Annotated in this window: 15 protein-coding genes and 1 pseudogene; 8 read left to right on the plus strand and 8 right to left on the minus strand. The window is 65.6% G+C overall.

The genetic code is table 11. The features are described from left to right. Window positions 1–296 precede the first annotated feature (296 nt). The 4 genes and pseudogenes from BMY06_RS23060 to BMY06_RS23075 all read left to right on the plus strand — a co-directional run bounded on the left by BMY06_RS23060 (window position 297) and on the right by BMY06_RS23075 (window position 4,243). Window positions 297–1,136: an ABC transporter permease subunit gene (locus BMY06_RS23060; protein ID WP_074985489.1), complete on the plus strand. Its 840-nt coding sequence runs from the start codon at window positions 297–299 to the stop codon at window positions 1,134–1,136. Beyond that, a complete protein-coding gene (locus BMY06_RS23065; protein ID WP_074985491.1) occupies window positions 1,133–1,888 on the plus strand; it encodes an ABC transporter ATP-binding protein in 756 nt (251 codons plus the stop codon). Before BMY06_RS23060 ends, BMY06_RS23065 begins: the two co-directional genes overlap by 4 nt. A 46-nt stretch (window positions 1,889–1,934) precedes the next feature. Beyond that, a pseudogene (locus BMY06_RS23070) lies at window positions 1,935–2,957 on the plus strand (NrtA/SsuA/CpmA family ABC transporter substrate-binding protein). 44 nt (window positions 2,958–3,001) lie between these two features. Beyond that, complete coding sequence (locus BMY06_RS23075; protein ID WP_074985493.1) at window positions 3,002–4,243, plus strand: acyl-CoA dehydrogenase family protein; 1,242 nt, start codon at window positions 3,002–3,004, stop codon at window positions 4,241–4,243. A gap of 40 nt (window positions 4,244–4,283) precedes the next feature. On the opposite strand, the gene BMY06_RS23080 is transcribed toward BMY06_RS23075, so the two are convergent. From BMY06_RS23080 to BMY06_RS23095, 4 genes are all read right to left on the minus strand, one after another. Next, entirely contained in the window at window positions 4,284–5,621 is a 1,338-nt protein-coding gene (locus BMY06_RS23080) for an LLM class flavin-dependent oxidoreductase (RefSeq protein WP_074985495.1), read from the minus strand. A gap of 169 nt (window positions 5,622–5,790) precedes the next feature. After that, window positions 5,791–7,047 carry a Zn-dependent hydrolase gene (locus BMY06_RS23085; protein WP_074985570.1) on the minus strand — a complete coding sequence of 419 codons (1,257 nt, stop codon included), beginning with the start codon at window positions 7,045–7,047 and terminating at the stop codon, window positions 5,791–5,793. After that, window positions 7,040–7,588 (minus strand): L-2-amino-thiazoline-4-carboxylic acid hydrolase, encoded by a 549-nt coding sequence (locus tag BMY06_RS23090; RefSeq protein WP_080180738.1) that lies wholly within the window; start codon window positions 7,586–7,588, stop codon window positions 7,040–7,042. Before BMY06_RS23090 ends, BMY06_RS23085 begins: the two co-directional genes overlap by 8 nt. A 21-nt stretch (window positions 7,589–7,609) precedes the next feature. Further along, the gene (locus BMY06_RS23095) at window positions 7,610–8,815 is read right to left on the minus strand and encodes a branched-chain amino acid ABC transporter substrate-binding protein (protein ID WP_074985498.1); all 1,206 of its coding nucleotides are present in this window, start codon (window positions 8,813–8,815) and stop codon (window positions 7,610–7,612) included. A gap of 215 nt (window positions 8,816–9,030) precedes the next feature. On the opposite strand from BMY06_RS23095, the gene BMY06_RS23100 reads away from it, so the two are divergent. Next, complete coding sequence (locus BMY06_RS23100) at window positions 9,031–9,930, plus strand: LysR substrate-binding domain-containing protein (RefSeq protein WP_074985500.1); 900 nt, start codon at window positions 9,031–9,033, stop codon at window positions 9,928–9,930. Here BMY06_RS23100 and BMY06_RS23105 read toward each other — a convergent pair. The 4 genes from BMY06_RS23105 to BMY06_RS23120 all read right to left on the minus strand — a co-directional run bounded on the left by BMY06_RS23105 (window position 9,927) and on the right by BMY06_RS23120 (window position 14,385). Beyond that, window positions 9,927–11,975, minus strand: coding sequence for a polysaccharide lyase family protein (locus BMY06_RS23105; protein WP_080180737.1), 2,049 nt, complete (start codon window positions 11,973–11,975; stop codon window positions 9,927–9,929). The genes BMY06_RS23100 and BMY06_RS23105 overlap by 4 nt on opposite strands. Before the next feature lie 32 nt (window positions 11,976–12,007). Then, window positions 12,008–12,754: a DUF6250 domain-containing protein gene (locus BMY06_RS23110; RefSeq protein ID WP_124263326.1), complete on the minus strand. Its 747-nt coding sequence runs from the start codon at window positions 12,752–12,754 to the stop codon at window positions 12,008–12,010. 108 nt (window positions 12,755–12,862) lie between these two features. Next, complete coding sequence (locus tag BMY06_RS23115) at window positions 12,863–13,819, minus strand: FecR family protein (protein ID WP_161495592.1); 957 nt, start codon at window positions 13,817–13,819, stop codon at window positions 12,863–12,865. A gap of 14 nt (window positions 13,820–13,833) precedes the next feature. Beyond that, complete coding sequence (locus BMY06_RS23120) at window positions 13,834–14,385, minus strand: sigma-70 family RNA polymerase sigma factor (protein WP_080180735.1); 552 nt, start codon at window positions 14,383–14,385, stop codon at window positions 13,834–13,836. A 299-nt stretch (window positions 14,386–14,684) separates the two neighbouring features. Here BMY06_RS23120 and BMY06_RS23125 point away from each other — a divergent pair, with 299 nt between their 5' ends. The 3 genes from BMY06_RS23125 to BMY06_RS23135 all read left to right on the plus strand — a co-directional run bounded on the left by BMY06_RS23125 (window position 14,685) and on the right by BMY06_RS23135 (window position 21,127). Then, window positions 14,685–17,306: a TonB-dependent receptor gene (locus tag BMY06_RS23125; protein WP_065059804.1), complete on the plus strand. Its 2,622-nt coding sequence runs from the start codon at window positions 14,685–14,687 to the stop codon at window positions 17,304–17,306. Window positions 17,307–17,313: 7 nt separating this feature from the next. Then, a complete protein-coding gene (locus tag BMY06_RS23130; protein ID WP_074985506.1) occupies window positions 17,314–20,133 on the plus strand; it encodes an exo-rhamnogalacturonan lyase family protein in 2,820 nt (939 codons plus the stop codon). A gap of 214 nt (window positions 20,134–20,347) precedes the next feature. Continuing rightward, complete coding sequence (locus tag BMY06_RS23135; protein ID WP_065059806.1) at window positions 20,348–21,127, plus strand: amino acid ABC transporter substrate-binding protein; 780 nt, start codon at window positions 20,348–20,350, stop codon at window positions 21,125–21,127.

Below are 21,127 nucleotides of genomic sequence, written 5' to 3' on the forward strand. Positions count from 1 at the left end.
GCGCATGAGGCAAGTGTGAATTCCAGCGCAGCATTTCCGAAAAGCAAAGCATAAAAAACCGTTTGTCAGCGCCATGCCTATGCGCTTTTAATAGCCAGCTTCATGGCGCACAAACGCGGATTTTTGCAATACAGCGTGCGGACAACCGCCGCACCCCCCGAATGTCGGGCGAACCCTGCCTCGCGAAGTCGTGCAAGCCATCCTGCCATGCGTCGCGCCAGGTAGGCCACGCAGCCAACCGCATGGAAGGCTTTTTACCCACGGTTATCTCCGTCCATCTCCATCACGGAACCGACATGGCTGACGTCACCTCTTCCTCGCACCGCGACTTCTCACCGTCGCGGGCCGCCTCGCTGTTCAGCGGCGATCGCTTCTATAACCGGCTCTCGTGGGCCATCCCCATTCTGATTCTCGCGATCTGGGAGTTCGCCGCGCGCGTGGGCTGGATCGAACCGCAAGTGCTCCCGTCGCCCAGCAGCGTCGCCGAGACCGCCTGGAATCTGGCCCGCAGCGGCGACCTGTTCGTGCACCTCGGTGTTTCGCTGCTGCGCGCGCTGACCGGCTTTCTGATTGGCGGCACGATCGGTCTGGCGCTGGGCGTGCTCGTCGGCTTTTCGCGGCTCGCGCAGGCGCTTTTCGACCGCTCGATCCAGATGGTGCGCGCCATTCCGTTTCTCGCGATGCTGCCGCTGGTCATCGTGTGGTTCGGCGTGGGCGAAGGCGCGAAGATTTTTCTCGTCGCGCTCGCCGTGCTCTTTCCCGTCTATATCAACACGATGCTCGGCATTCGCCAGATCGATCCGAAGCTGATGGAACTGGCCAAGGTGATCGGCATGAAGTGGCCCGCCGTCGTGCGACGCATCATTCTGCCGGGCGCGATGCCCGCCATCCTCACCGGCGTGCGTTATGCGCTCGCCCACGCATGGCTCGCGCTCGTGATCGCCGAAACGCTCGCGACCACCAAAGGCATCGGCTTTTTCGCGATGGACGCGCGCGAATTCCTGCAAACCAACGTCATTGTGCTGACCATGATTATTTACGCGATCATCGGCGTGGTCGCCGACGCGCTGGTTCGCGCGCTCGAAACGCGCTTCCTGTCGTGGCACGCGAATTACACGAAGGGAGAAAAAGCATGAGCGCCTCCGCCACCTTGTCGCCGCGCGCGAACGCTGCTATTCAGCGCAACAACGACATCGAAACCGCATCCGCCGACTCGACGCTGGCCGTATCCGTGCGCGGACTTCAGCGACGGTATGGCTCGCGCGTCGTGATCGACGCACTCGACCTCGAGATTCGCAAGGGCGAATTCGTCGCGTTGCTGGGCGAAAGCGGTTGCGGCAAGACCACGCTGCTGCGCGCGCTCGCGGGTCTCGACACACCGGATGCGGGACAGATTCGCGCGCCCGCGCGTCCTTCCGTGGTGTTTCAGGAGCATCGTCTGCTGCCGTGGGCGACGTTGTGGGAGAACGTCGCGCTCGGCCACGAATCTTCCATCGGACGCAGCGGCGCATCGCGCGCGCTGGCCGAAGTCGGCCTCGCAGGTCGCGAACTCGACTGGCCGCGCCATCTCTCCGGCGGTCAGGCGCAACGTGTCGCGCTCGCGCGCGCTCTCGTGCGCGATCCCGCGCTGTTGCTCCTCGACGAGCCGTTCGCCGCGCTCGACGCGCTCACGCGCCGCAAGATGCACGGGCTCGTCAAGGAACTGGTGGCGCGCCATGCGCCGGGCGTGCTCATCGTGACGCACGACGTGGACGAAGCGCTCGTGCTCGCGGACCGCATTCTCGTCATGCGCGCGGGCCGGATTGCGGCCGCGTTTCAACCTGAAGATCACACGCCGCAAGCGTTGCGGCAGACGCTCCTCGCGGAACTCGGCGTGCAGGAGCATTGAGGCTTTGACGCACCGAAACACGCTACACAATTAACAAGGATACCGAATGAATGATGCTTCACTGACTCGCCGCCGCCTGTTGCGCGCGGCGGGTGGACTGCTGGCCGGCGCGGCCGCCGCGCGCCTGCTTCCTGCGGCTCAAGCCGCGCAAGCCGCACAAGCCGCGCCAGCCAAACTCACCCGCAACACCGACACCGTGCGCATCGGCTGGGGCTATGGCGCGCTGCCCGATATCGCGAAACAACGTGGCGTGTTCGAGAAAACGCTGGCCGCGAAGAACATCAAGGTCGAATGGGTCGGCCCCTTCCCGAACCACGCGCCCTAGATCCAGGCCGTGGTGGGCGGCAGCGCCGACTTCGGCTTCTGGGGATCGACTACGCCCGCGCTCGCCGCGATGCTGGCCGGTTCGCCTATCGTCTTCACCGGCTTCGACGTGTACTCGCCGCGCTCCACCGCGATCATCGTGAAGAAGAGCAGCAAGATCAATTCGGTCGCCGATCTCGCGGGCCGCAAGGTGGCGGTGAACCGTTCCGGACTCGGCGAGTTTCTGCTGATCGCCGCGCTCGAAAAAAATCATGTCGATCGCAGCAAGGTCGAGTTCGTCTATCTGAATCCGCCCGATGCGGCGCCCGCTTTCGCGCAAGGCCGCGTCGACGCCTGGTCGATGTGGTCGCCCGCCGTCGATATCGCGCGTTATGCGAACGACGCGAAAGACATCTTCAACGAAGGTCGCGATCTCGACTTCCTGATCGACTACAGTTCGCTGGTGTCGCGCCGCAAGTTTACGGAAGAAAACTCCGAACTGGTGCGCGCCGTGCTCGATGCGTATTACGTCGAAGGCGCGTGGCAATCGCAGCATCCCGAGGAATCGGAGCGGCTCGTGCAACGCGAAGCGAAATATCCGGATCAGGTCCGCGACTATCTCGCGAGTCTCAAACGCGTGAATCAGTTTCACGAACCCGACGACGCAGCCTTCATGGCCCAGTTCCAGCGCGCGGCCGACTGGCTCGCGCAACGCAAGATCATCAGCGCGCCGATCAAGGTCGCCGATTACAGCGTCAAAGTCTGAGGCACGACCCGGCGCAGCCCGCTGCGCCATGAACAGGAAAATGTATGGCTGAAACTTCCACGCAGGCCGCGAACCCGAACGCGCAGGTCTCCGCGTTGTCCGCCTCGCTCGGACTCGCGGCGACGATCGACGAGATCGCCGCGACGGCGGCACAACGCGAACGCGAGCAACGTCTGCCGCATGAAGCCATCGCCGCGCTGAAAGCGCTCGGCTTCGGCGCGCTGCGTCTGCCCGTCGAAGACGGCGGCCACGGCGTGTCGCTGAGCGGACTGTTCACGGTCGCGCGCGATCTCGCCGCTGCCGACTCGAACATCGCCCACGCGTTTCGCAATCATCTTTGGCAAGTCGAAGCGGCGTTGCAGCGCCGCGAGCATCCGTTCCATGCGCACGTGCTCGATCTCGCGCGACAGCGCAAGACCGTCGGGCTCAGTTTCGTCGAGAACGACGCGACGGCCGCGGGCGCACGCTCAAGCCGCGTGCTCAGCCGGCTCGAATGGGATGCGGGCAAGCAGGTCTATCTGGGGTCGGGCGACAAGGTCTATGCCACGGGCAACCTCTACAACGACGCCTTTGTCGGCCAGGCGATCGAAAGCCGCGCGAACGCGACCGTGCAATACGTGCTCGAACGCGGCCCGGGCGTCGCCACCGAAGACGACTGGCGAGGCTTCGGCCAGCGCCTCACCGGCTCGGGCACGGCACGGTTTCGCGATGTCGTGGTGCGGCCCGAGCACGTTTATCCGCCCGACCCGCCCAAAGCGCCCGACGCCGCGCCCTGGGGCTTCACGTTCCACCAGGTGTATCTGACCAACTGCATCGCGGGGATCGTGCGGCGCGTGGTGCAGGATGCCGTCGACGTGCTGCGCACGCGGCAGCGCAACTTCTACCACGGCGAGGCCGCGCAGCCCGCCGACGAGCCCGCGTTGCAGGCCTTGCTCGGCCGCATCCGCGCCTACGCTGCGAGTATCGAAGCCACGGCGGACCGCGCGGTGCAGACGTTGCAGGACGCCCTCACGCACCACGGCACGCCCGACGAGTATGCGAGCACGCTGGCCGCGACGCTCACCGCGTCCGAAGCGAAGGTCGTGATCGACGATCTCGCGCCGCAAGTGGCGAGTTGGCTCATCGATCTCGGTTCAGGCTCGGCCGTGTCGAGCGTCGCCGCGCTCGACCGGCACTGGCGCAATATCAAGGTGATCGCTTCGCACAATCCGCGTCTCTACAAGGAGCGGCTGCTCGGCCAGAATCTGCTGAACGGTCAACTACCGCCAACGGGCGCGTTTTTCTGACGAAGTTCTGACGAAACCGCGCGCCCCGCTCCGCAGTCATTCAACGCGAGAAAAAACGGTTTGCGGGGCGCGGCAGACCGAGGTGATCGCGCAACGTTTTCCCCGTGTATTCGCGCCGGAAAATACCGCGACGCTGCAACTCGGGCACGACCTTCAACGCGAAATCGTCCACGCCCGCAGGCAAAAACGGAAACATCACGTTGAAGCCGTCGCTGCCTTCCTGCACGAGCCATTGCTCCATCTCGTCGGCGATCGACTCGGGCGTGCCGACCATCTCCAGTCCCGAATAGCCGCCCACGCGCTGCGCCAGCTGGCGCACGGTCAGGTTCTCCTCCCGCGCCCAGTCCACCACGCGCTGACGCGCCGAGCGGCTCGCATTGCTTTCGGGAATATCCGGCAGCGGGCCATCGAGATCGAAGCGCGAGACATCGTGACCCAGCGCGATCGACAAGGACGCAATCCCGCTTTCCGCATGCACGAACGTATCGAGCAGCGCGCGCTTCTCGCGCGCCTCGTCGAGCGTTTCGCCGACCACCACGAACGCGCCCGGCAGGATCTTCAGATGATCGCGCTCGCGGCCGTAGCGCGCGAGACGCCCTTTCACGTCCGCATAAAACCGCTTGCCCGTCTCCAGATCCGGCTGCGCCGTGAACACAGCCTCGGCGGTTTGCGCCGCGAGTTCGCGACCGGCTTCGGACGATCCCGCCTGCACGATCACGGGCCAACCTTGCGGCGGCCGCGCGATATTGAGCGGCCCGCGCACCGAGTAGTGCTCGCCTTTGTGATCGAGCACGTGCATTTTCTCGGGATCGAAATACTCGCCGCTCGCGACGTCGCGTATGAAAGCGTCGTCGTCCCAGCTATCCCAAAGGCCGGTCACGATGTCGAAGAACTCGCGCGCGCGACGATAGCGCTCGTCGTGCTCCACATGTTCGTCGAGGCCGAAATTCAAGGCGGCATCGGGATTCGAAGTGGTGACGAGATTCCAGCCCGCGCGTCCGCCGCTCAGATGATCGAGCGAGGCGAAACGGCGCGCGACGTGGTAAGGCGCGTCGAAGGTCGTCGATGCGGTGGCGACGAGGCCGATCTTCGACGTTACGGCCGCCAGCGCGGAAAGCAGCGTGAACGGCTCAAACGAGGTGGCGGTGTGGCCGCGCTTGAGCGCGCTCACCGGCATGTTCAGCACGGCGAGATGATCGGCCATGAAAAACGCGTCGAAGCGCGCGGTTTCGAGCGTTTGCGCAAGACGTTTCAGATGTGCGAAATTGAAATTCGCATCGGGCCATGCGCCCGGAAAACGCCACGCGCCGGTATGCAGGCTGACCGGGCGCATGAAGGCGCCCAGGTGCAATTGACGCAATTGAAGACTGTGGGCCATGACGTTCTCGCGGAAACGAAAAGGCACACCTTAGCGCGAATCGGCGCAACGCGCTGAGCGCCGATTCGCCTGGAAACCCCTTAAATTACGCAGTGGAATAAGCAAACCATCCGGCGTAAATTGCCCCGCGTGTTTTCGTCTGCAAAAGCAGATCGAATGACGAAGAAGATTAACCCGCGCTCGCGAGTATCGAATGCAGCAACACATTCGCGCCCGCTTCGGCCCATTCGGGCGTGATCGCTTCGGCTTCGTTGTGGCTCAGGCCGTCGATGCAGGGCACGAAGATCATGCCCGTGGGCGCAACGCGCGCGAGATAGCACGCATCGTGGCCCGCGCCGGAGACGATATCCGCATGCGAGAGATCGAGCGCTTGTGCCGCACGACGCACCGTCTCCACGCATTCCGGCGCGAACGGCACGGGCGCGTAATCGAAGATCTGCTCGATGCAATGCCCAAGCTGCTCCTCGTGCGCAACGCGCGCAAGTTCCTCGCGCAACTTCGCGTCCATTTCAGCGAGCGTCGCCGATTCGGGATGACGAAACTCCACCGTGAAAAAGCAGCGTCCCGGCACCGTGTTGCGCGAGTTCGGCTTCGCCTCGATCATGCCGACCGTGGCGCGTCCGAACGGCGCATAGCTGCGTCCGAGCGCCGACACGAAGGTGATGATGCGCGCCGCGCCCACGAGCGCATCGCGGCGCAGATCCATCGGCGTGGTGCCTGCATGCGCATCCACGCCGTCGAGTTCGATCTCGTACCAGCGCTGTCCTTGCCCCGCCGTGACGACGCCGATGGTCTTGCCGCTGCGTTCGAGAATCGCGCCCTGCTCGATGTGCAGTTCGTACGCCGCGTGCACCGGCGTGCCGCCCACGGGCACGTCGCCCGCATAGCCGATCTGCGCAAGCGCCTCGCCGATCGTCGTGCCCGACGCATCGCTGCGCGAAAGCCCGTAATCGAGCGGATATACGCCCGCGTAGACGCCCGACGCGATCATCGCGGGCGCGAAGCGCGAACCTTCCTCGTTGGTCCACACGACCACTTCGATGGGCCGTTCCGTTTGCACGTTCGCGTCGTTGAGCGCGCGCAGCACTTCGAGCCCGCCGAGCACGCCGTAGATGCCGTCGTAACGGCCACCGGTCGGCTGGGTATCGGCGTGCGAACCGGTCAGCACGGGCGAGGCGTTCGCATCGCGGCCCGCGCGCCGCGCGAAGATATTGCCGATGCGGTCGATGCGAATTTCGCACCCCGCTTCGCGCGCCCACTGCACGAACAGATCGCGGCTTTCGCGGTCGAGTTCGGTCAGCGCGAGACGGCAGACGCCGCCTTTAGGCGTTGCGCCGATCCGCGCCATGCGTTCGAGCGAGTCCCACAAACGCGGGCCGTTCACGCGCAACGCGGCGCGCGTTTCAAGCGTGCCGATCTCAGCCATGCGTACCACCTTGCGCATCGCGCACGCGATAACGGAAATCGCAGCGCTTGCCGCCCTGCATGATGGTGCTCGTGCGCGTGAGCTCGACGCCCGGCTCGTAGCCCGCGATGAACTCGCTGTCGCGCGCGCAACTGAGCAGATGGCCGATTTCGCCGAGCCCCATCGCGTGATACATCTCCGCGTAGCTGCAACGCTTCACGTCGTAGTCGTAGGCTTCGTCGTCGGCGCGCAGCGTTTCGACATCGAGCGCATCGTCCTTTTCCCAGAGCACCTGCAAGGCCACGAACGACGCGATGCTCGCACCATTCGGCTCGCGCGCCGCGAATTCGCGACCTGCGTTCACCGCCGCGCCGCGCACCGCTTCGCCGATCACGGCCTGCGCGCGCTCCACGCCGAACTCGCGCTTCATGATCTCGTAGATCGGCTTGATGATTTCCGCTTCGATACGGCGGCGCTCGAGAATGCCGAGCGTCACGCCGTTGACGTTGACTTCCTGCGAGCTAACTTCTTCCGCGCGGCCTTCGTGATGAGTTTGCGTCATGCTGTGTTCTCCTCGCTCCGCTCAGCGCGCCGCGGTCTTTGCGGCGGTCTTCGCAACTGCGGGCTTCGCAGCCTGCGCCGACGACCCGCCGCCCAGCACATCGACCACGACCCACTTACCGTCGCGCACCTGATAGATCGTGTACGCCGGATCCTTGAGATTGCCTTGCGCGTCGAAGGCGATCGTGCCGGTCACGCCTTCGCGGCGAATCGAATGCAGCGCGGCGACGATCTGCTTCGGATCGGCGGAATTCACCTGCTGCGTGGCTGCGATCAACGTCGCGGCCGCGTCATAGGCGAACGGCGCGTGCAGTTCGATCGGCGCATGCCAGCGCGCGCGGTACTGCGCGTCGAAGGCGGGACCGCCCGGCATGCGGTCGAGCGGACGGCCCGGCTCCAGCGCGGTCACGCCCTCGCCCGCCGGACCGGCGAGCTTCAGGAAGGTCTGGCTGACGAACCCGCCCGCGCCCAGCAGCGGCGCCTGAATATGCAGCTGACGCATGCGGCGCACGAGCGGCGCGGCTTCCACGTCGATGCCGCCGAGGAACACCAGATCCGCGCGCTTGCCCTTGATTTCCGTGAGCACGCCGCTGAAGTCGATGGTCTTGTCGGTCACATATTGATGATCGACCACGGTGCCGCCGTTGGCCTGCACGCCCTTGATGAACTGATTCGCGAGGCCAGCGCCGAACGCGGTCTGATCGTCGATCACGGCGATGCGCTGCGCCTTGAGCGTCTTCACGGCGTAAGCGCCGGTGTAGGCGCCGCTGTCGTCGTCGTGACCCATGATGCGAAAGGAGGTGTCGAAGCCTTGCAGCGTGTACTGATGGCCCGTGGAAGCCGGCGCGATCTGCGCGATGCCGGCGTCGCGATAGACGCGCGCGGCAGGCACGCTGCAACCGGTGTTCCAGTGGCCGACCACGCCCACCACATGACGCTCGACGAGTTGCTGCGCGACCGTCACGGCCGTACGCGGATCGGACTGATCGTCGGCGCTCACGAGCTTGTAGACCACGGGCTTGCCGCCGAGCGTGGGATGCTTCGCGTTGGCATCGTCGATGGCGAGCTGTGCGCCGTTTTCCAGATCCTTGCCGATCCGCGCCGATGCGCCGGTGAGCGGCGCGGCCAGGCCGATCAGCACGACCTGTTCGTCCTGGGCGCGCGCGCCGGGCGCGAAAGCGGAGACAGCGAGCGCGGCGAGCGGCAACAACAAAGCGTTCTTTTTCATGAGCGTGTGGGCGTGTCTTATACGTTGAGTCAGGAAGCCGGCGTCTGTTACGCGAGCTCCGAAAGTTGAAAAAGATTAAGGTTTGGCCCACGCACGCTTAAATGACCTTTCGTTCTATCGTTATGTCAGCCTGCTCAGTTAGCGATTAAACCAATGATTTATCGATACAAAATAAGGAATGCCCGACGCATCGTGCGTTCGATATAATTCGATACATGAAAAAAATTCAGCAACTCTCCGACGATCCGCCGCTGCGCGCGGTGCGCGCCTTCGAGGCCTTCGCGCGCCACGGCTCGGTGAGCACGGCGGCGCAGGAGCTCGACATCACGCCCTCGGCCGTGAGCCACCAGCTTCAGTTGCTCGAATCGTTCGTGCAAACGCCGCTCACCGTGCGCAGCGGCCGCTCGCTCGTGCTCACCGACGAAGGCCGCGATTATTACCGCTCGATCAGCGCGGCGTTTTCGGTGCTGCGCAGCGCGACGGGGTTCGTGCGCGAACGGTCGTCGCGGCGGCAGATCACGATCAGTCTGATTCCGCTGTTCGGCATGGGCTGGTTCATTCCGCGCCTGCACGACTTCCTGTCGGCGAATGAAGACGTGGATGTGACCGTGCTCTACGCGAATCACCGCAATTACCGCAGCGACGCGGCCGATCTTTCGATTCGCTTCGGCACGGGCGACTGGGTCGGTTATACGAGCACGCCGCTCATGTCGGGCGCGGTGGTGCCGGTCTGCACGCCGCGCTTCCTGCAGCGTTACGGGCCGCTGCGCAAGCCCGCCGATCTCGCCGGCGTGCCGCTCGTGCACGACGAAGACCGCAGCACCTGGGTCAACTGGCTGCAAAGCGTGGGCGCGCGCCACATGACGCGCGTCGAAGGCCCGCTGTTCGAAGACGGCCAGCTCACCTTGAGCGCCGCGCTCGCCGACCTCGGCGCGGCCTTGCTGCGCGCGCCGCTGATCTCGCGCGAACTGGCATCGGGCGCGCTGCGCAAGCTGTTCGACCACGAACTCGACGACGGCCGCCATTACTATCTCTGCTGGCGCGCCGACGCCGAATTGCCCGACGGCGCGCAACGGCTCGCGAACTGGCTGCTGGCGTCGCGGCAGAGCGCTTAGGGGTTGGATGCGGCGGCGTTTTTGTCCGCGTTCTTGTCCGCGTTTTTGTCCGCATACGTGTCCACGTCGAGCCGCAGCGCGTCGTACATCACCTGGCCCGGCGTGGTGTTGGCCGGCACGCGCTGGTCGGTGCCCGCGAGCGTGAAGCGCGCATAGGGCACGCCGTCGGCATGATAGAGGCTCACCGTGTTCTCGCCCGCCTTCAGCAACGCCGCGTCGAACACGATCGCGCGCACGTTGTACGGCGAATCCTGCGCACTGCCGCGATAACCCGCCGTGCCCGTCTTGGGCAGACGGATCTGCGCGACCTCGGTGCCGTTCACGGCCACGCGCAGATCGGTCAGCGTCTTGCCCTGCTCGGGCTGCGCGGATGCAAAGCCGATCGTCAACGTGGCCTTGCCCGATTGCGCGCGGTCGAGATCGAAATGAATGCGCCAGTCCGGACGTTCCGCGTAGACGGTCCACTGCGCGTAATTCCAGTCGCGCGCGGGATCGCTCTTGCCGATCACGAAATCGACATCGTGCGGAAACTGCTTCGGATAGCGGCGGAACATCTGATAGTTGCGCGCGTCGTCGCCATTGCGGAACTCCGCGGCCGAGCGATCGAAGCGGCCGATCTGCCAGAGGCGCACGCCCGGCTCCTCCACGGGCCACGTTATCGCACCGAGATCGAGATGCTGGTCCGCGCCCACGCGCACGTTGTGCACGACGAGGTCTTCGGGTTGATCCGCGCCGCTCACATGCAGGTCGTAGACGCCGGGAATCACGTGATGCAGATCGAAGTGGCCCGCGTCGTCGAGTGCGCTCCAGAACGCGTAGCCTTTGTTCTGCGCGCTCCAGGGCACGCCGGGGTCGGACAGGATCGCCCACGCGTGCGTCACGGGCTTTGATGCGGGCCTGGATGCGAGCTTCGATGCGTCATTCGCCAGACTCACGCTACCACTCACTTCGCCGCGCGTCTGCCGATACGCCGGCGTATCGACCCACGTGTACGGCCACGCGGCGACTTCGCGCGCGTGTTGGCGTTCGGCGTCGGCCCAGAGTGCGGCCGGACCGTCGGCGCGATTGGCATAGACGAGGAACGGACCGTAGACCTTGCGCCAGTCCTCGCCGTCCTTGAGCACGACCGCCGACGCGCCGAAGTGCACCGACTGCAGCACCCGCAGCAGCACGTTGTCGTGCAGCGTCTGGCCCTGCTTGACCGGGCCGCCGTTGTGGTACTCGGGGCTCGCCTCGATCATCCAGAGGCCGCGCTGCGCGCCCACGTAACCGTACACCGGCACCTGCGACCAGAACACCGAGTTCATGTACTTGGTCTTGATCGTGCCGTCGTCGAGCTGGAAGGTCGCGTCGCTCAGTTCGCGGCTGATCGCGCCTTGCGGAATCGGCACGAATTTGCTGTCGCCCACGGCCCAGTGATCGAAAGTGCCGTCCATCACCGTCTTCACGACGAAGCGGTTTTGATAGAAGGTCGCCGCAGGTTGATCCGCGCCGTGATGCACCTCGGCCTGCGCGTAGAAGCCGCTATGGCCGCGCAACAGCGTGTAACGCACGTCGATATCGAACGGAAACACGGGCGTCGGGCGCGAACGCACGCTGACTTCGGCGCGCTCGGGCGTGTTCGCCACCACGCTCACCTGCGCCTCGCCGGGCCGCATGCGGAAATAGCCTTTCTTGTCTTCCTTGTAGCCCGGCGGCACGACCGCAACGTCGGCGTTCGCATCCCAGTACATGGCTTTTTCCGGGTCGTTTTCGAAGTCGTCGCCATGCGCTTCGTAGGCCGCGCGCTGCGCGGTCACGCCGAGGTCGTGCCAGCCCGTGGCGTCGTGTTGACGGATCGCGGCGAGATAGCCGTCGTCGCGCTCGACGCGGATCTCCACGATGCCGTTGTCGAGCGTGATCGTGCCGGCGTCTTCGCTAACCGTTACGGGGGCGTCGTCGGCATGCGCCGTTGCGGCGAACAGCGCGAGCGCGGCGAACAGCAAAGAGGAAAGACCCGCACGGCGCGGGCGGAGGGAATGCGGGAAGGTCATCATCGGCGTCATACAGTGAAATGCAGTGGCAACGCGCGACGCCGTCAAGGCAGCGCGCGAATGGAGAAGTCGCGGATGGTCTGGCGCGAGGCCGTCGAGCGAAAACCGAACCAGCCCGCGTCGGGCAGCGGCGGCGAGGCCGCGAAATACGGCTTGCCGTCGAGATAGAAACGCGTGCCGCGCCTGTCGACGACGATGCGCACGCGGTACGGATGATTCGCGCGCAGCAGCCAGGGCGGCGTCGTGTATTGCGCGAGCAGCGGACGCGCGCTTGTGCCGTCGTAGCGGCGAAAGCGCGTCGTGGTATTGCCGTTGCCGCCGATGCCCGCGTAGAACAGATCGAGCGCGTCGTAATCCTCGAAGCGACCCGAACCGCCGAACGGCGCGACGCGACCGTTCGAGCCGCGCGCGCTGGCCAGCCAGAACTGGTTCAGATCGGAGACGCGGTCATGCGGCCCGCCCGCATCGAGCACGGTGCGCGTATAGGTGATTTCATAGTGGCCCGTGAGCCGCCGGTCGAGCCAGACGGTCAGGCCGCGCGCGCTGTCGAGCACCAGCGCGTGGTGATCGGTGTAAACCGGCGGCGATTTGCGTGACGAATGCGAGTCAATACTCGCTTTCGTCGATGGCACAGTCTTGGAATCAGGCTCGGCCTCCACAATCCAGCGACGCGCGTCGAACGACGCAAAGTCTTCGCGCAGGATCGCGCGCGGCGCGGCGTGCAACGGAAACGCGGCGAGCAGCGCCAGCAAGGCTGGCAGCACGCGCACGGCGAAAGAAGGTCTGCGCACGGCGGGGACTCCGTCACGTTGCATCGGTTAGGGGAACAGCCGCGCGAGCGGCTTCTGCCCACCTTGTGCAACGAGACGCGCAAAGCGTCAGCGCGTACGCGAAAAAATCTAGCTGAACACGCTCAGATACGGACCGACGCGCGTGAGCTGGACCGGCGCGCTTTCCGCGACCTGCGTGAGCGCGCGCGGAATGTCGCCGAGCAGGAACACGCCGCTCACGCGCGCCTCGCGGGCCTCGCCCGTCACGCGGATCACGCCCGGCTCGTAGCGGTTGAAGACGTCCACGAGCGTGTCGAGCGAGACGTTGTCGGCGACGAAGATGCCGCGCGTCCACGCGCTCACCAGATCGAACGACTGCGCGAGACGTCGCGCGCCATCGGACGAGAACGCGACGCTCTCACCCGCCGCCACGCGCAGCGCCGGGCGTCCCGGCTGCAGGACCACGGCCTCGCCCTTGCCCACCGCGACCACGCTATGCCGATAGATGCGCCCCACGTTGATCGTGCCGCCTTCGGTCTGCACGACGCCATGTTCGGTTTCGATGCTGCGCAGAAGTCCCGCATGCGACGCCCGCATATGCACGAGCACCTGCCCCGCCGAGACGCGCAGCACGCGGTCGCCAGACGCCGCGCTGCGATCGCTACGATCGACGCGATAAACCCGGCTGCCCGCGTCGATCGTCATTTGCGAGCCGTCGGCGAGACTCACGGTGCGCCGTTCGCCGATCGCGCTCTGCCAGTCCGCGTCGAGACCGAGCCGATGCACGCCCTCGCGCAGCGCCACGCCCGCAAGCGCCAGCGCCACGCCGCCAAATCCCGCGCGCAGCAGCTTGCGGCGCTGCGCCGACGGCACCCGCAACGCCTCGGCCGCCGCCGCGCGTTCAGCCGCGCCGCCGGGCCGCATGCGCGCGAGCCGCGTCTGCAGCGCGGCCCACGCGCGGCCGTTCGCTTCGTCGCGCTGCCACGCTTCGAATGCGGCGAGTTCACGCGCATCGAGCTCACCTTCACGCAGGCGCACTTCCCATTCGACAGCGCCCCGCGCGCTGCCCGCCTCGGTGCCCCTCATGACGCGCGCCGTGCTCATGCCGCCTCGCAACACAGCACGAGCGCCTGCGCGACGTATTTGCGCACCATGCTCACGGACACGCCGAGCCGCACCGCGATATCGGCGTATTTCATGTCTTCGAACTGACTCAGGATGAACGCCTCTCGCGCGCGTGCGGAAAGCTGCTGCAAGGCCGCGTCGATCAGCAGGATCTCCTGCACGGCTTCGAGCGCGACCTCGGGCGCGGGCGCAACCGGTTCGGGTGCGAGCGCGAGCCGCGCGAGATAGGCGCGTTCGATATCACGTCGACGCCAATGCTCGAACGTCAGCCGGCGCGCGATTGTCGTGAGCAAGGCGCGCGGCTGCCGGATCGCGCTGACGTCCGGATGCGCGGCCAGCTCGGTGAACGCGCTCGCGGCGAGATCCTCGGCGTCGCTGCTCGATCCGACGAGACGGTGCATACAGCCCGTGAGCCAGCCGTAGCTGCGGCGGAATTCGTCGGACAGGAAACGCTCGCGCGCCGGATTGGTGAGCGCCTCGGCGTCGGCGGCGCGGCCGGCGGACAGGCTTTGGGATCGGATCGCCATGACGGTCGGACTGAACGCGTTGCGCGCAACGCGTGAGCAGGCTAGTTGGGCTGAGGCTGGAGCGGCGATTCTAAAGTTGCGGGCGCAGCCGTCCAAAGCACGGATTCTCGAATCGATATGACGCGCACGGTGCTGCGCATTGCATAAATGATTCGGAGCGCCACACAAAAAAATCCTGCCCGACTGCACTGTTTCGCTGACGCTTTTCGATGCTCGTTGCACATGGCCATCGTTCACCCGCGCATCGGCATGCCGCGCATCCCGAACGCTTCGATCATCGACATAACGACAGGCTTAACGTGAAACGACCCCGTACCCCGGCATCGCGCCGCAGCGCGCGCCGTCCGGCCAGCGCCCGCAACACGCTCTCAATCGCGCTTTCGGCCGCGCTCTTTCTTGCAGCCGGCGCCGCGCTCGCACAGGACGCCTCGACGCACACTTTCCATCTCGCGGCGCAACCGCTCAACCGCACGCTGCTGTCCATCGCGGCGCAAAGCGGCGTGCCGCTCAGCTACGACCCGCATCTCGTCGAACACGTGCAGGCCGCGCCCGTGAGCGGCGCGCTCACAGCGCAAGGCGCGATCGCCCAGGCGCTCAAGGGCACCGGTCTCGAAGTCGTGACCACGGACAGCCACGCGCTCGCCGTGCGCCGCGCCGCGCCGGCCGCCACCGCGACGGAGGACGCGCGCCCAAAAGCTGACCGGCCGCAGCGGCCGGTTCCCCCGCCCGCCACCGCCGACACGACCACCACCACGCAACTGGGCACCGTGACCGTGAGCGCCACGCGCGCGCGACGCGACGACCCGCAGCGCACGCCGACGTCGAGCTACCGCGTGACCGGCCGCGAACTGCAACAGCAGCACATCACCTCGCTCGCGGATCTTCAGCAGCTCGTGCCCGGCCTGAACGTGCAGACCACCGATCCGTCCGACACGCAGATCACGATCCGCGGCGTGGGCGACGGCGGCGGCCAGACGAGCGGCGAGCAGAACATCGGCATGCCGAGCAGCGTGGCCGTGTATCTCGACAACGTGTACCTGCCGCGTCCCGGCATGCTCGCGGGCGCACTCGCCGACGTCGATTACGTCGACGTGCTAAGCGGCGCACAAGGCACGCTGTTCGGCGCGAACTCGACGGGCGGCGTGATCGACATCCACACGCCGCTGCCGAGTTCCACGCTGACCGGCTCCGAAAGCCTCTCGTTCGCCTCGCGCGGCACGGTGCTCAATCACACCATGCTCTCGGGGCCGATCGCGGACATGCTCTCGGGCCGCATCGACTTCGTGCACAACAGCACCAACGGCGACGTCAACAACATCACGAACGGCCACACGCTCAACGGCAATTCGAGCAACAGCGTGCGCGGCCAGCTGCTTTTCAAGCCCAACAATCAGTTCAGCCTGCGCCTGAGCGCCGACTACAGCAACGAGAACGACTCGCCCACGCCGGTGACGTATTCGTCGAATTCGGTGAATGGCGTGAACAGCTTTCTCACGCATTCGTCGTTGATCGGCAATCGCGTGGTGTATGGGGGCGACGATCACAACGTCGCGCTCGACGACGAAAACAGCATGCATCTCGTGCAGGGCGGCGGTTCGGCCGAGGCGAACTATCGCTTCGACAACGGCTACAACCTGCGGTCCGTGAGTTCGTATCGCTACTTCAATTACGTGCCTTCGGTGGCCGACAGCCTGAGTGTTCCCGTCTACGCGAACAGCGGCACGCAGTTTCTCGACCGTTCGTGGTCGCAGGATTTCCGCCTCGATTCGCCGCACGGACAATACTTCGACTGGGCCGTGGGCGCGACCTACATGGGCGAGAACGAAGCGACGCAAGCCTTCACGCGTTACGCCGACAGCAAGCTGCCGGGCCTCTATTACGGCAGCACGGCTTACGACGGGCTCGACATCATTCGCTACGGCACACTGCACGACGAAGTGTGGTCGGGCTTCGGTCAGGGCACCTTCCACGTGACGCCGCGCTTCGACATCACGGCGGGCGTGCGCCTCACCTACGACAAGAAAGGCGGCCAGTTCATCCGCTATAACAAGGCGCCGTTCAACTCCGGTTACCTTGTTCAATACAACACGCTGCCCTCGGCCACGCTCGCGTTCAAGTATCTGCTCACACGCGATCTGAGCAGCTATCTCGCGCTCTCGTACGGCGAGAAAGCGGGCGGCCTGAACGTCTCGGCGGGCGCGGCATCGAAGGCCGGCGACAGCTCACTTGTGATCGCACCCGAACGCACCAAGAGCGCGGAACTGGGCATCAAGGGCACGTTGCTCGACGGCTCGCTGAGCGCGAAAGCCGACGTGTTCCTGACCTACGTGAACGCGTTCCAGACGCAGAGCTACGACCCCAGCACGCAATCGACCTACCTCGTGAACGCGGGGACGTTCCGCTCGCGCGGCGCGGAATTCTCACTGCAATACACGCCCGACGATCATCTGCTGCTGCAGACATCCGCGGTCTATAACGACGCGCGCTACCTCAACTATCACCACGCGATCTGCCCGCCCGAAGTCACGCTCGGACCGGCCGGTTCCACCGCGATCTGCGACCTCACGGGCAATCAGGTCTTCAACGCGCCGAAGCTCACGTTCAATGCGACGGCGCGCTACACGTGGCACACACTCAACGGCCTCACTTCGTTCGTGAGCGCGCGCTATTCGTATCGCACGTGGATGTACGGCACCGTCGACGACTCGGCGTTCACGCGCATTCCGGGCTATGGCCTCGTCTCGCTTTCGGCGGGCACGGGCGGCAAATTCAGTCGCGGCAGCTGGACCGCCTCGCTCTGGGTCAACAATCTGTTCAACAAAACCTACTATCAGCGGCTCGTGGAAAGCGATTACGGGTCGGTGCTCGGCTGGATCGGCGAACCGCGCACGATCGGCGGCACGCTGACCTATCAGTTCTGAGGCCGCGATGAGCAACGGATTCGATCGCCGCACCTTCTTCAAACTCGCTTCGCTGGCCGTAGGCGGAACGCTCGCCGATGCGTCCACGGCGGCGCGCGCGCATTCTGCTTCCTACGCCGACAGCATCGACGATGCCAACGCGAACGAAGCGCGCGTGCATTGGCTCGACGGCTCGCTGCGCGCCACGCCCGAATCGTTCATCGGCGCGACGTGGGGCGTGCCGTGGCCGCGCGGCGCGGTCGATGCGCACAGTGCGTTCGACTTGCGCCTCGCGCACGCGGCAGCGACGCCAACGTCTGCGTCCGGGCGCGTCGCGCTGCAATCGTGGCCGCTGGCTTACTGGCCCGATGGCTCGCTGAAATGGTCGGCGCATACGCTCGCACCACAAGCGCTCGCAGCGCTGCAAAATGGCGACGAAACGCCTCGAGACTTCATCGTCGAACCTCGTGCGGCGCGCGCCGACGAAACGAACAATGCGCCCGCCATCGCGCATCTCGACGGCGACCTCATCCGCATCGATACGGGCGTATTGCAGGCCACGCTGCCACTCAATGGCGCGCGCGTGTTCGACACGTTGAGCCGCAACGGCCAGGCGACGCTGCGCGACGGCCGCCTCCTTGTGCTCACCGACGAAGCGCCTACCGCACAGCACGACGACGAAGCTCAAGCGACCGCACGCGAACGCTACACGGGCCGCATCGAGCATGCCACGCTCGAACAAAACGGCCCGGCGCGCGCCGTCGTCAAGCTCACCGGCACGCACGCGCAGGAAGGCAGCAACGCCACGTTGCTGCCCTTCGTGCTGCGGCTTTACTTCTATCGCGGCTCGGACGCCGTGCGCATCGTGCACAGCCTCGTCTACGACGCCGATCCACAGCGAAGCTTCATTCGCGGCGTGGGCCTGCGTTTCGATATGCCGCTCGACGGCGAGCCACACGAACGCTTTGTGCGCTTCACGGGCGACAACGGCGGCGTCTTCGCCGAGGCCGTGCGCACGCTCACCGGCCTGCGCCGCAGCCCCGGCGCGAGCGTGGAAGCCGCACAATTCGCGGGAGAGGTCACGCCGCCCGCTTCCGCGCTCGGCCCTGTATTCGCGAAGGATTTGCGCTTCGTGCCCGCCTGGGGCGACTACACGCTGCTCCAGCCGAACGCCGACGGCTTCACGATTGACAAACGCACACAAAGCGGCTGCGGCTGGATTCGCGCAGCGAGCGGCACGCGCGCGGCGGGCACGGCTTGCCTCGGCGCGCTTTCAGGCAGCGTGGCGTTCGGCATCCGCCACTTCTGGCAGAGCTATCCGGCGCAACTCGACATTCGCGGCGCGCACAGCGAACGCGCCACCGTCACGCTCTGGCTCTGGGCGCCCGACGCGCCCGGCATGGATCTGCGCCCGTATCACGACGGCATGGGCGAAACGAGTTACGCGCTGCAACGCGACGCGCTCGACATCACCTACGAGGACTACGAGCCGGGTTTCATGACGCCGTATGGCGTGGCGCGCACGAGCGAAATCGAACTGCAGTTGCTGCCGCGCACGCCGACCAACACCGAACTGATCGACATCGCGCGGCGCATCGAAACGCCGCCGCGTCTGATGCCTTCGCGTGCGTGGATGCATCGCGCCGAAGCGTTCGATCCGTACTGGCGTCCACGCGCGTCGCGCGTCGCCGCTGCGCCCGTGATCGCGCGCACGCAACGCGCGCTCGACTGGAACTACGACTTCTATCGCGGCCAGATCGAGCAGCGCAAGTGGTACGGCTTCTGGGATTTCGGCGACGTGATGCACACCTACGACGCCACGCGTCACGTCTGGCGCTACGACGTCGGCGGCTTCGCGTGGGACAACGGCGAGCTGAGCAGCGGCATCTGGCTCTGGCACTACTGGCTGCACTCGGGCCGCGCCGACGCCTTCCGCACCGCCGAAGCCATGACGCGCCACGGCAGCGAAGTCGACGTTCATCACATCGGGCCGTTCAGTCCGCTCGGCTCGCGTCACGACGTCCAGCATTGGGGCGACAGCGCGAAGCAACTGCGCGTGTCCACGGTTGCGAATCACCGCTTCTACTATTACGTGAGCGCGGACGAGCGCATCGGCGACCTCATGCGCGCGCAGATCAACGCGGTCGAGCGGCTGCGCGACGTGCTGCCGGGCCGCAAGATCGGCGAGCCGTTTCCGCCCGACGATCGCGCGCATCACGCCACCGTTTCGTTCGGCACGGATTGGGGCGCGGTGGCGGCGGCCTGGCTCACCGAATGGGAACGCACGGGTGATCCTGCCTGGCGCGACAAACTCGTCGCCAGCATGACGACCATCGCCGCGCAGCCGCATGGATTCTTCACGGGCTACGGCGTGATGGATCTGCGCACGGGCGCGTTCGCGCGCGACGCGAGCGGCGCGTTGTCGGTCTCGCATCTGAGCGCCGTGTTCGGTCTGCCCGAAATCTGCGGCGAGCTGTTGCGCGTGCTCGATGTGCCAGCGTTCCGCACGGCCTGGCTGCAATACTGCACGCTGTATTCCGCGAGCGCCGACGCTCAGCGCGCGGCGCTCGGGCAACCGCTCGGCAAGCTGAATCTGAATCAGGGCCACGCGCGACTGCTCGCCTACGCGGCGAGCGAAACCGGCGACCGCGCACTGGCGCATCGCGCGTGGACACAGTTCCTCGCCGGTCACGCGGGCAGCACGTTCGAGGACTTCGTGATCGAGCGCGTGCGCGTGCCGACCGTGCTCTACGACGTGGACGAAGCGCCGCGCGTTTCGACCAATTCCACCGCGCAATGGGGACTCGGTGCGATCGGCCTGCTCGCGCTCGTCCCCGACGACGTGTAAGCCCATCGAAGGCGCGCGCATCGCAATCGAATAAGGAATTCGTTTTTCCCTCTAACGATTGCGAGCGCGCGCGCAAACGCCTCGTAGCGTGATATTCCGCCCGGGCATATGAATAGCGCATCATCGCTTTTGTGGTCGAACGCGCGGTCAGTAGAATCGTGCGGCTCACGCATCGAGCCCACTATTCAGCAGCATTCACACGCGAGTTACCACCATGAAAGCTATCCGCTCCGTCTTGCTCGCCACACTCCTTTCGGCGGTCGCCGCCGCGCCCGCGTTCGCCGCCGACGAACTGGCCCAGGTGAAGTCGTCCGGCGTGTTCCGCGTCGGCACCGAAGGCACTTACGCGCCGTTCACGTATCACGACGAAACGGGCAAGCTCACGGGTTTCGATGTCGACATCGCCAGCGCCATCGCGCAACGTCTGGGCGTCAAACCGGAATTCGTCGAAGGAAAGTGGGACGGACTGATCGCCGGTCTCGACGTGAATCGGTACGACGCCGTCATCAACGAGGTGTCGATCACCGACGCGCGCAAGGTGAAGTACGACTTTTCGACGCCGTATATCGCCACGCATGCGGTGCTGATCGTGCGCGACGACAACACCACGATTCATTCCTTCGACGATCTGAAAGGCAAGAAGTCGGCGAATACGCTCACCAGCAATTTCGGCAAGCTCGCCGCGTCGCACGGCGCCGATGTCGTGCCGGTGCAAGGCTTCAACGAGTCGATCGATCTGCTGACCTCGGGCCGCGTGGACGCCACGGTCAACGACTCGCTGTCGTACCTCGATTTCCGCAAGCACAAGCCCGACGCCAAGCTGAAGATCGTGGCCACCGACACGTCGAGCGCCGGCGATCAGTCGGCCGTGCTGCTGCGCAAGGGTAATCCGGCGCTGGTCGCGGCCATCGACAAGGCGCTCGCCGACATCAAGGCCGACGGCACCTACGCGAAGATTTCGCAGAAGTATTTCGGCAAAGACGTCTCGCAATAA

The sequence above is a fragment of the Paraburkholderia tropica genome, from assembly GCF_900109265.1.
Classification (GTDB): Bacteria; Pseudomonadota; Gammaproteobacteria; order Burkholderiales; family Burkholderiaceae; genus Paraburkholderia; species Paraburkholderia tropica.

What these genes read in the sequence shown, in the direction of transcription:
- BMY06_RS23130 (WP_074985506.1), top strand. Translation starts at nt 17,314, where the DNA reads ATGAGCAACGGATTCGATCGCCGCACCTTCTTCAAACTCGCTTCGCTG.
- BMY06_RS23100 (WP_074985500.1), top strand. Translation starts at nt 9,031, where the DNA reads ATGAAAAAAATTCAGCAACTCTCCGACGATCCGCCGCTGCGCGCGGTG.
- BMY06_RS23120 (WP_080180735.1), bottom strand. Translation starts at nt 14,385, where the DNA reads ATGGCGATCCGATCCCAAAGCCTGTCCGCCGGCCGCGCCGCCGACGCC.
- BMY06_RS23095 (WP_074985498.1), bottom strand. Translation starts at nt 8,815, where the DNA reads ATGAAAAAGAACGCTTTGTTGTTGCCGCTCGCCGCGCTCGCTGTCTCC.
- BMY06_RS23115 (WP_161495592.1), bottom strand. Translation starts at nt 13,819, where the DNA reads ATGAGGGGCACCGAGGCGGGCAGCGCGCGGGGCGCTGTCGAATGGGAA.
- BMY06_RS23075 (WP_074985493.1), top strand. Translation starts at nt 3,002, where the DNA reads ATGGCTGAAACTTCCACGCAGGCCGCGAACCCGAACGCGCAGGTCTCC.
- BMY06_RS23090 (WP_080180738.1), bottom strand. Translation starts at nt 7,588, where the DNA reads ATGACGCAAACTCATCACGAAGGCCGCGCGGAAGAAGTTAGCTCGCAG.
- BMY06_RS23085 (WP_074985570.1), bottom strand. Translation starts at nt 7,047, where the DNA reads ATGGCTGAGATCGGCACGCTTGAAACGCGCGCCGCGTTGCGCGTGAAC.
- BMY06_RS23135 (WP_065059806.1), top strand. Translation starts at nt 20,348, where the DNA reads ATGAAAGCTATCCGCTCCGTCTTGCTCGCCACACTCCTTTCGGCGGTC.
- BMY06_RS23060 (WP_074985489.1), top strand. Translation starts at nt 297, where the DNA reads ATGGCTGACGTCACCTCTTCCTCGCACCGCGACTTCTCACCGTCGCGG.
- BMY06_RS23080 (WP_074985495.1), bottom strand. Translation starts at nt 5,621, where the DNA reads ATGGCCCACAGTCTTCAATTGCGTCAATTGCACCTGGGCGCCTTCATG.
- BMY06_RS23105 (WP_080180737.1), bottom strand. Translation starts at nt 11,975, where the DNA reads ATGACGCCGATGATGACCTTCCCGCATTCCCTCCGCCCGCGCCGTGCG.
- BMY06_RS23065 (WP_074985491.1), top strand. Translation starts at nt 1,133, where the DNA reads ATGAGCGCCTCCGCCACCTTGTCGCCGCGCGCGAACGCTGCTATTCAG.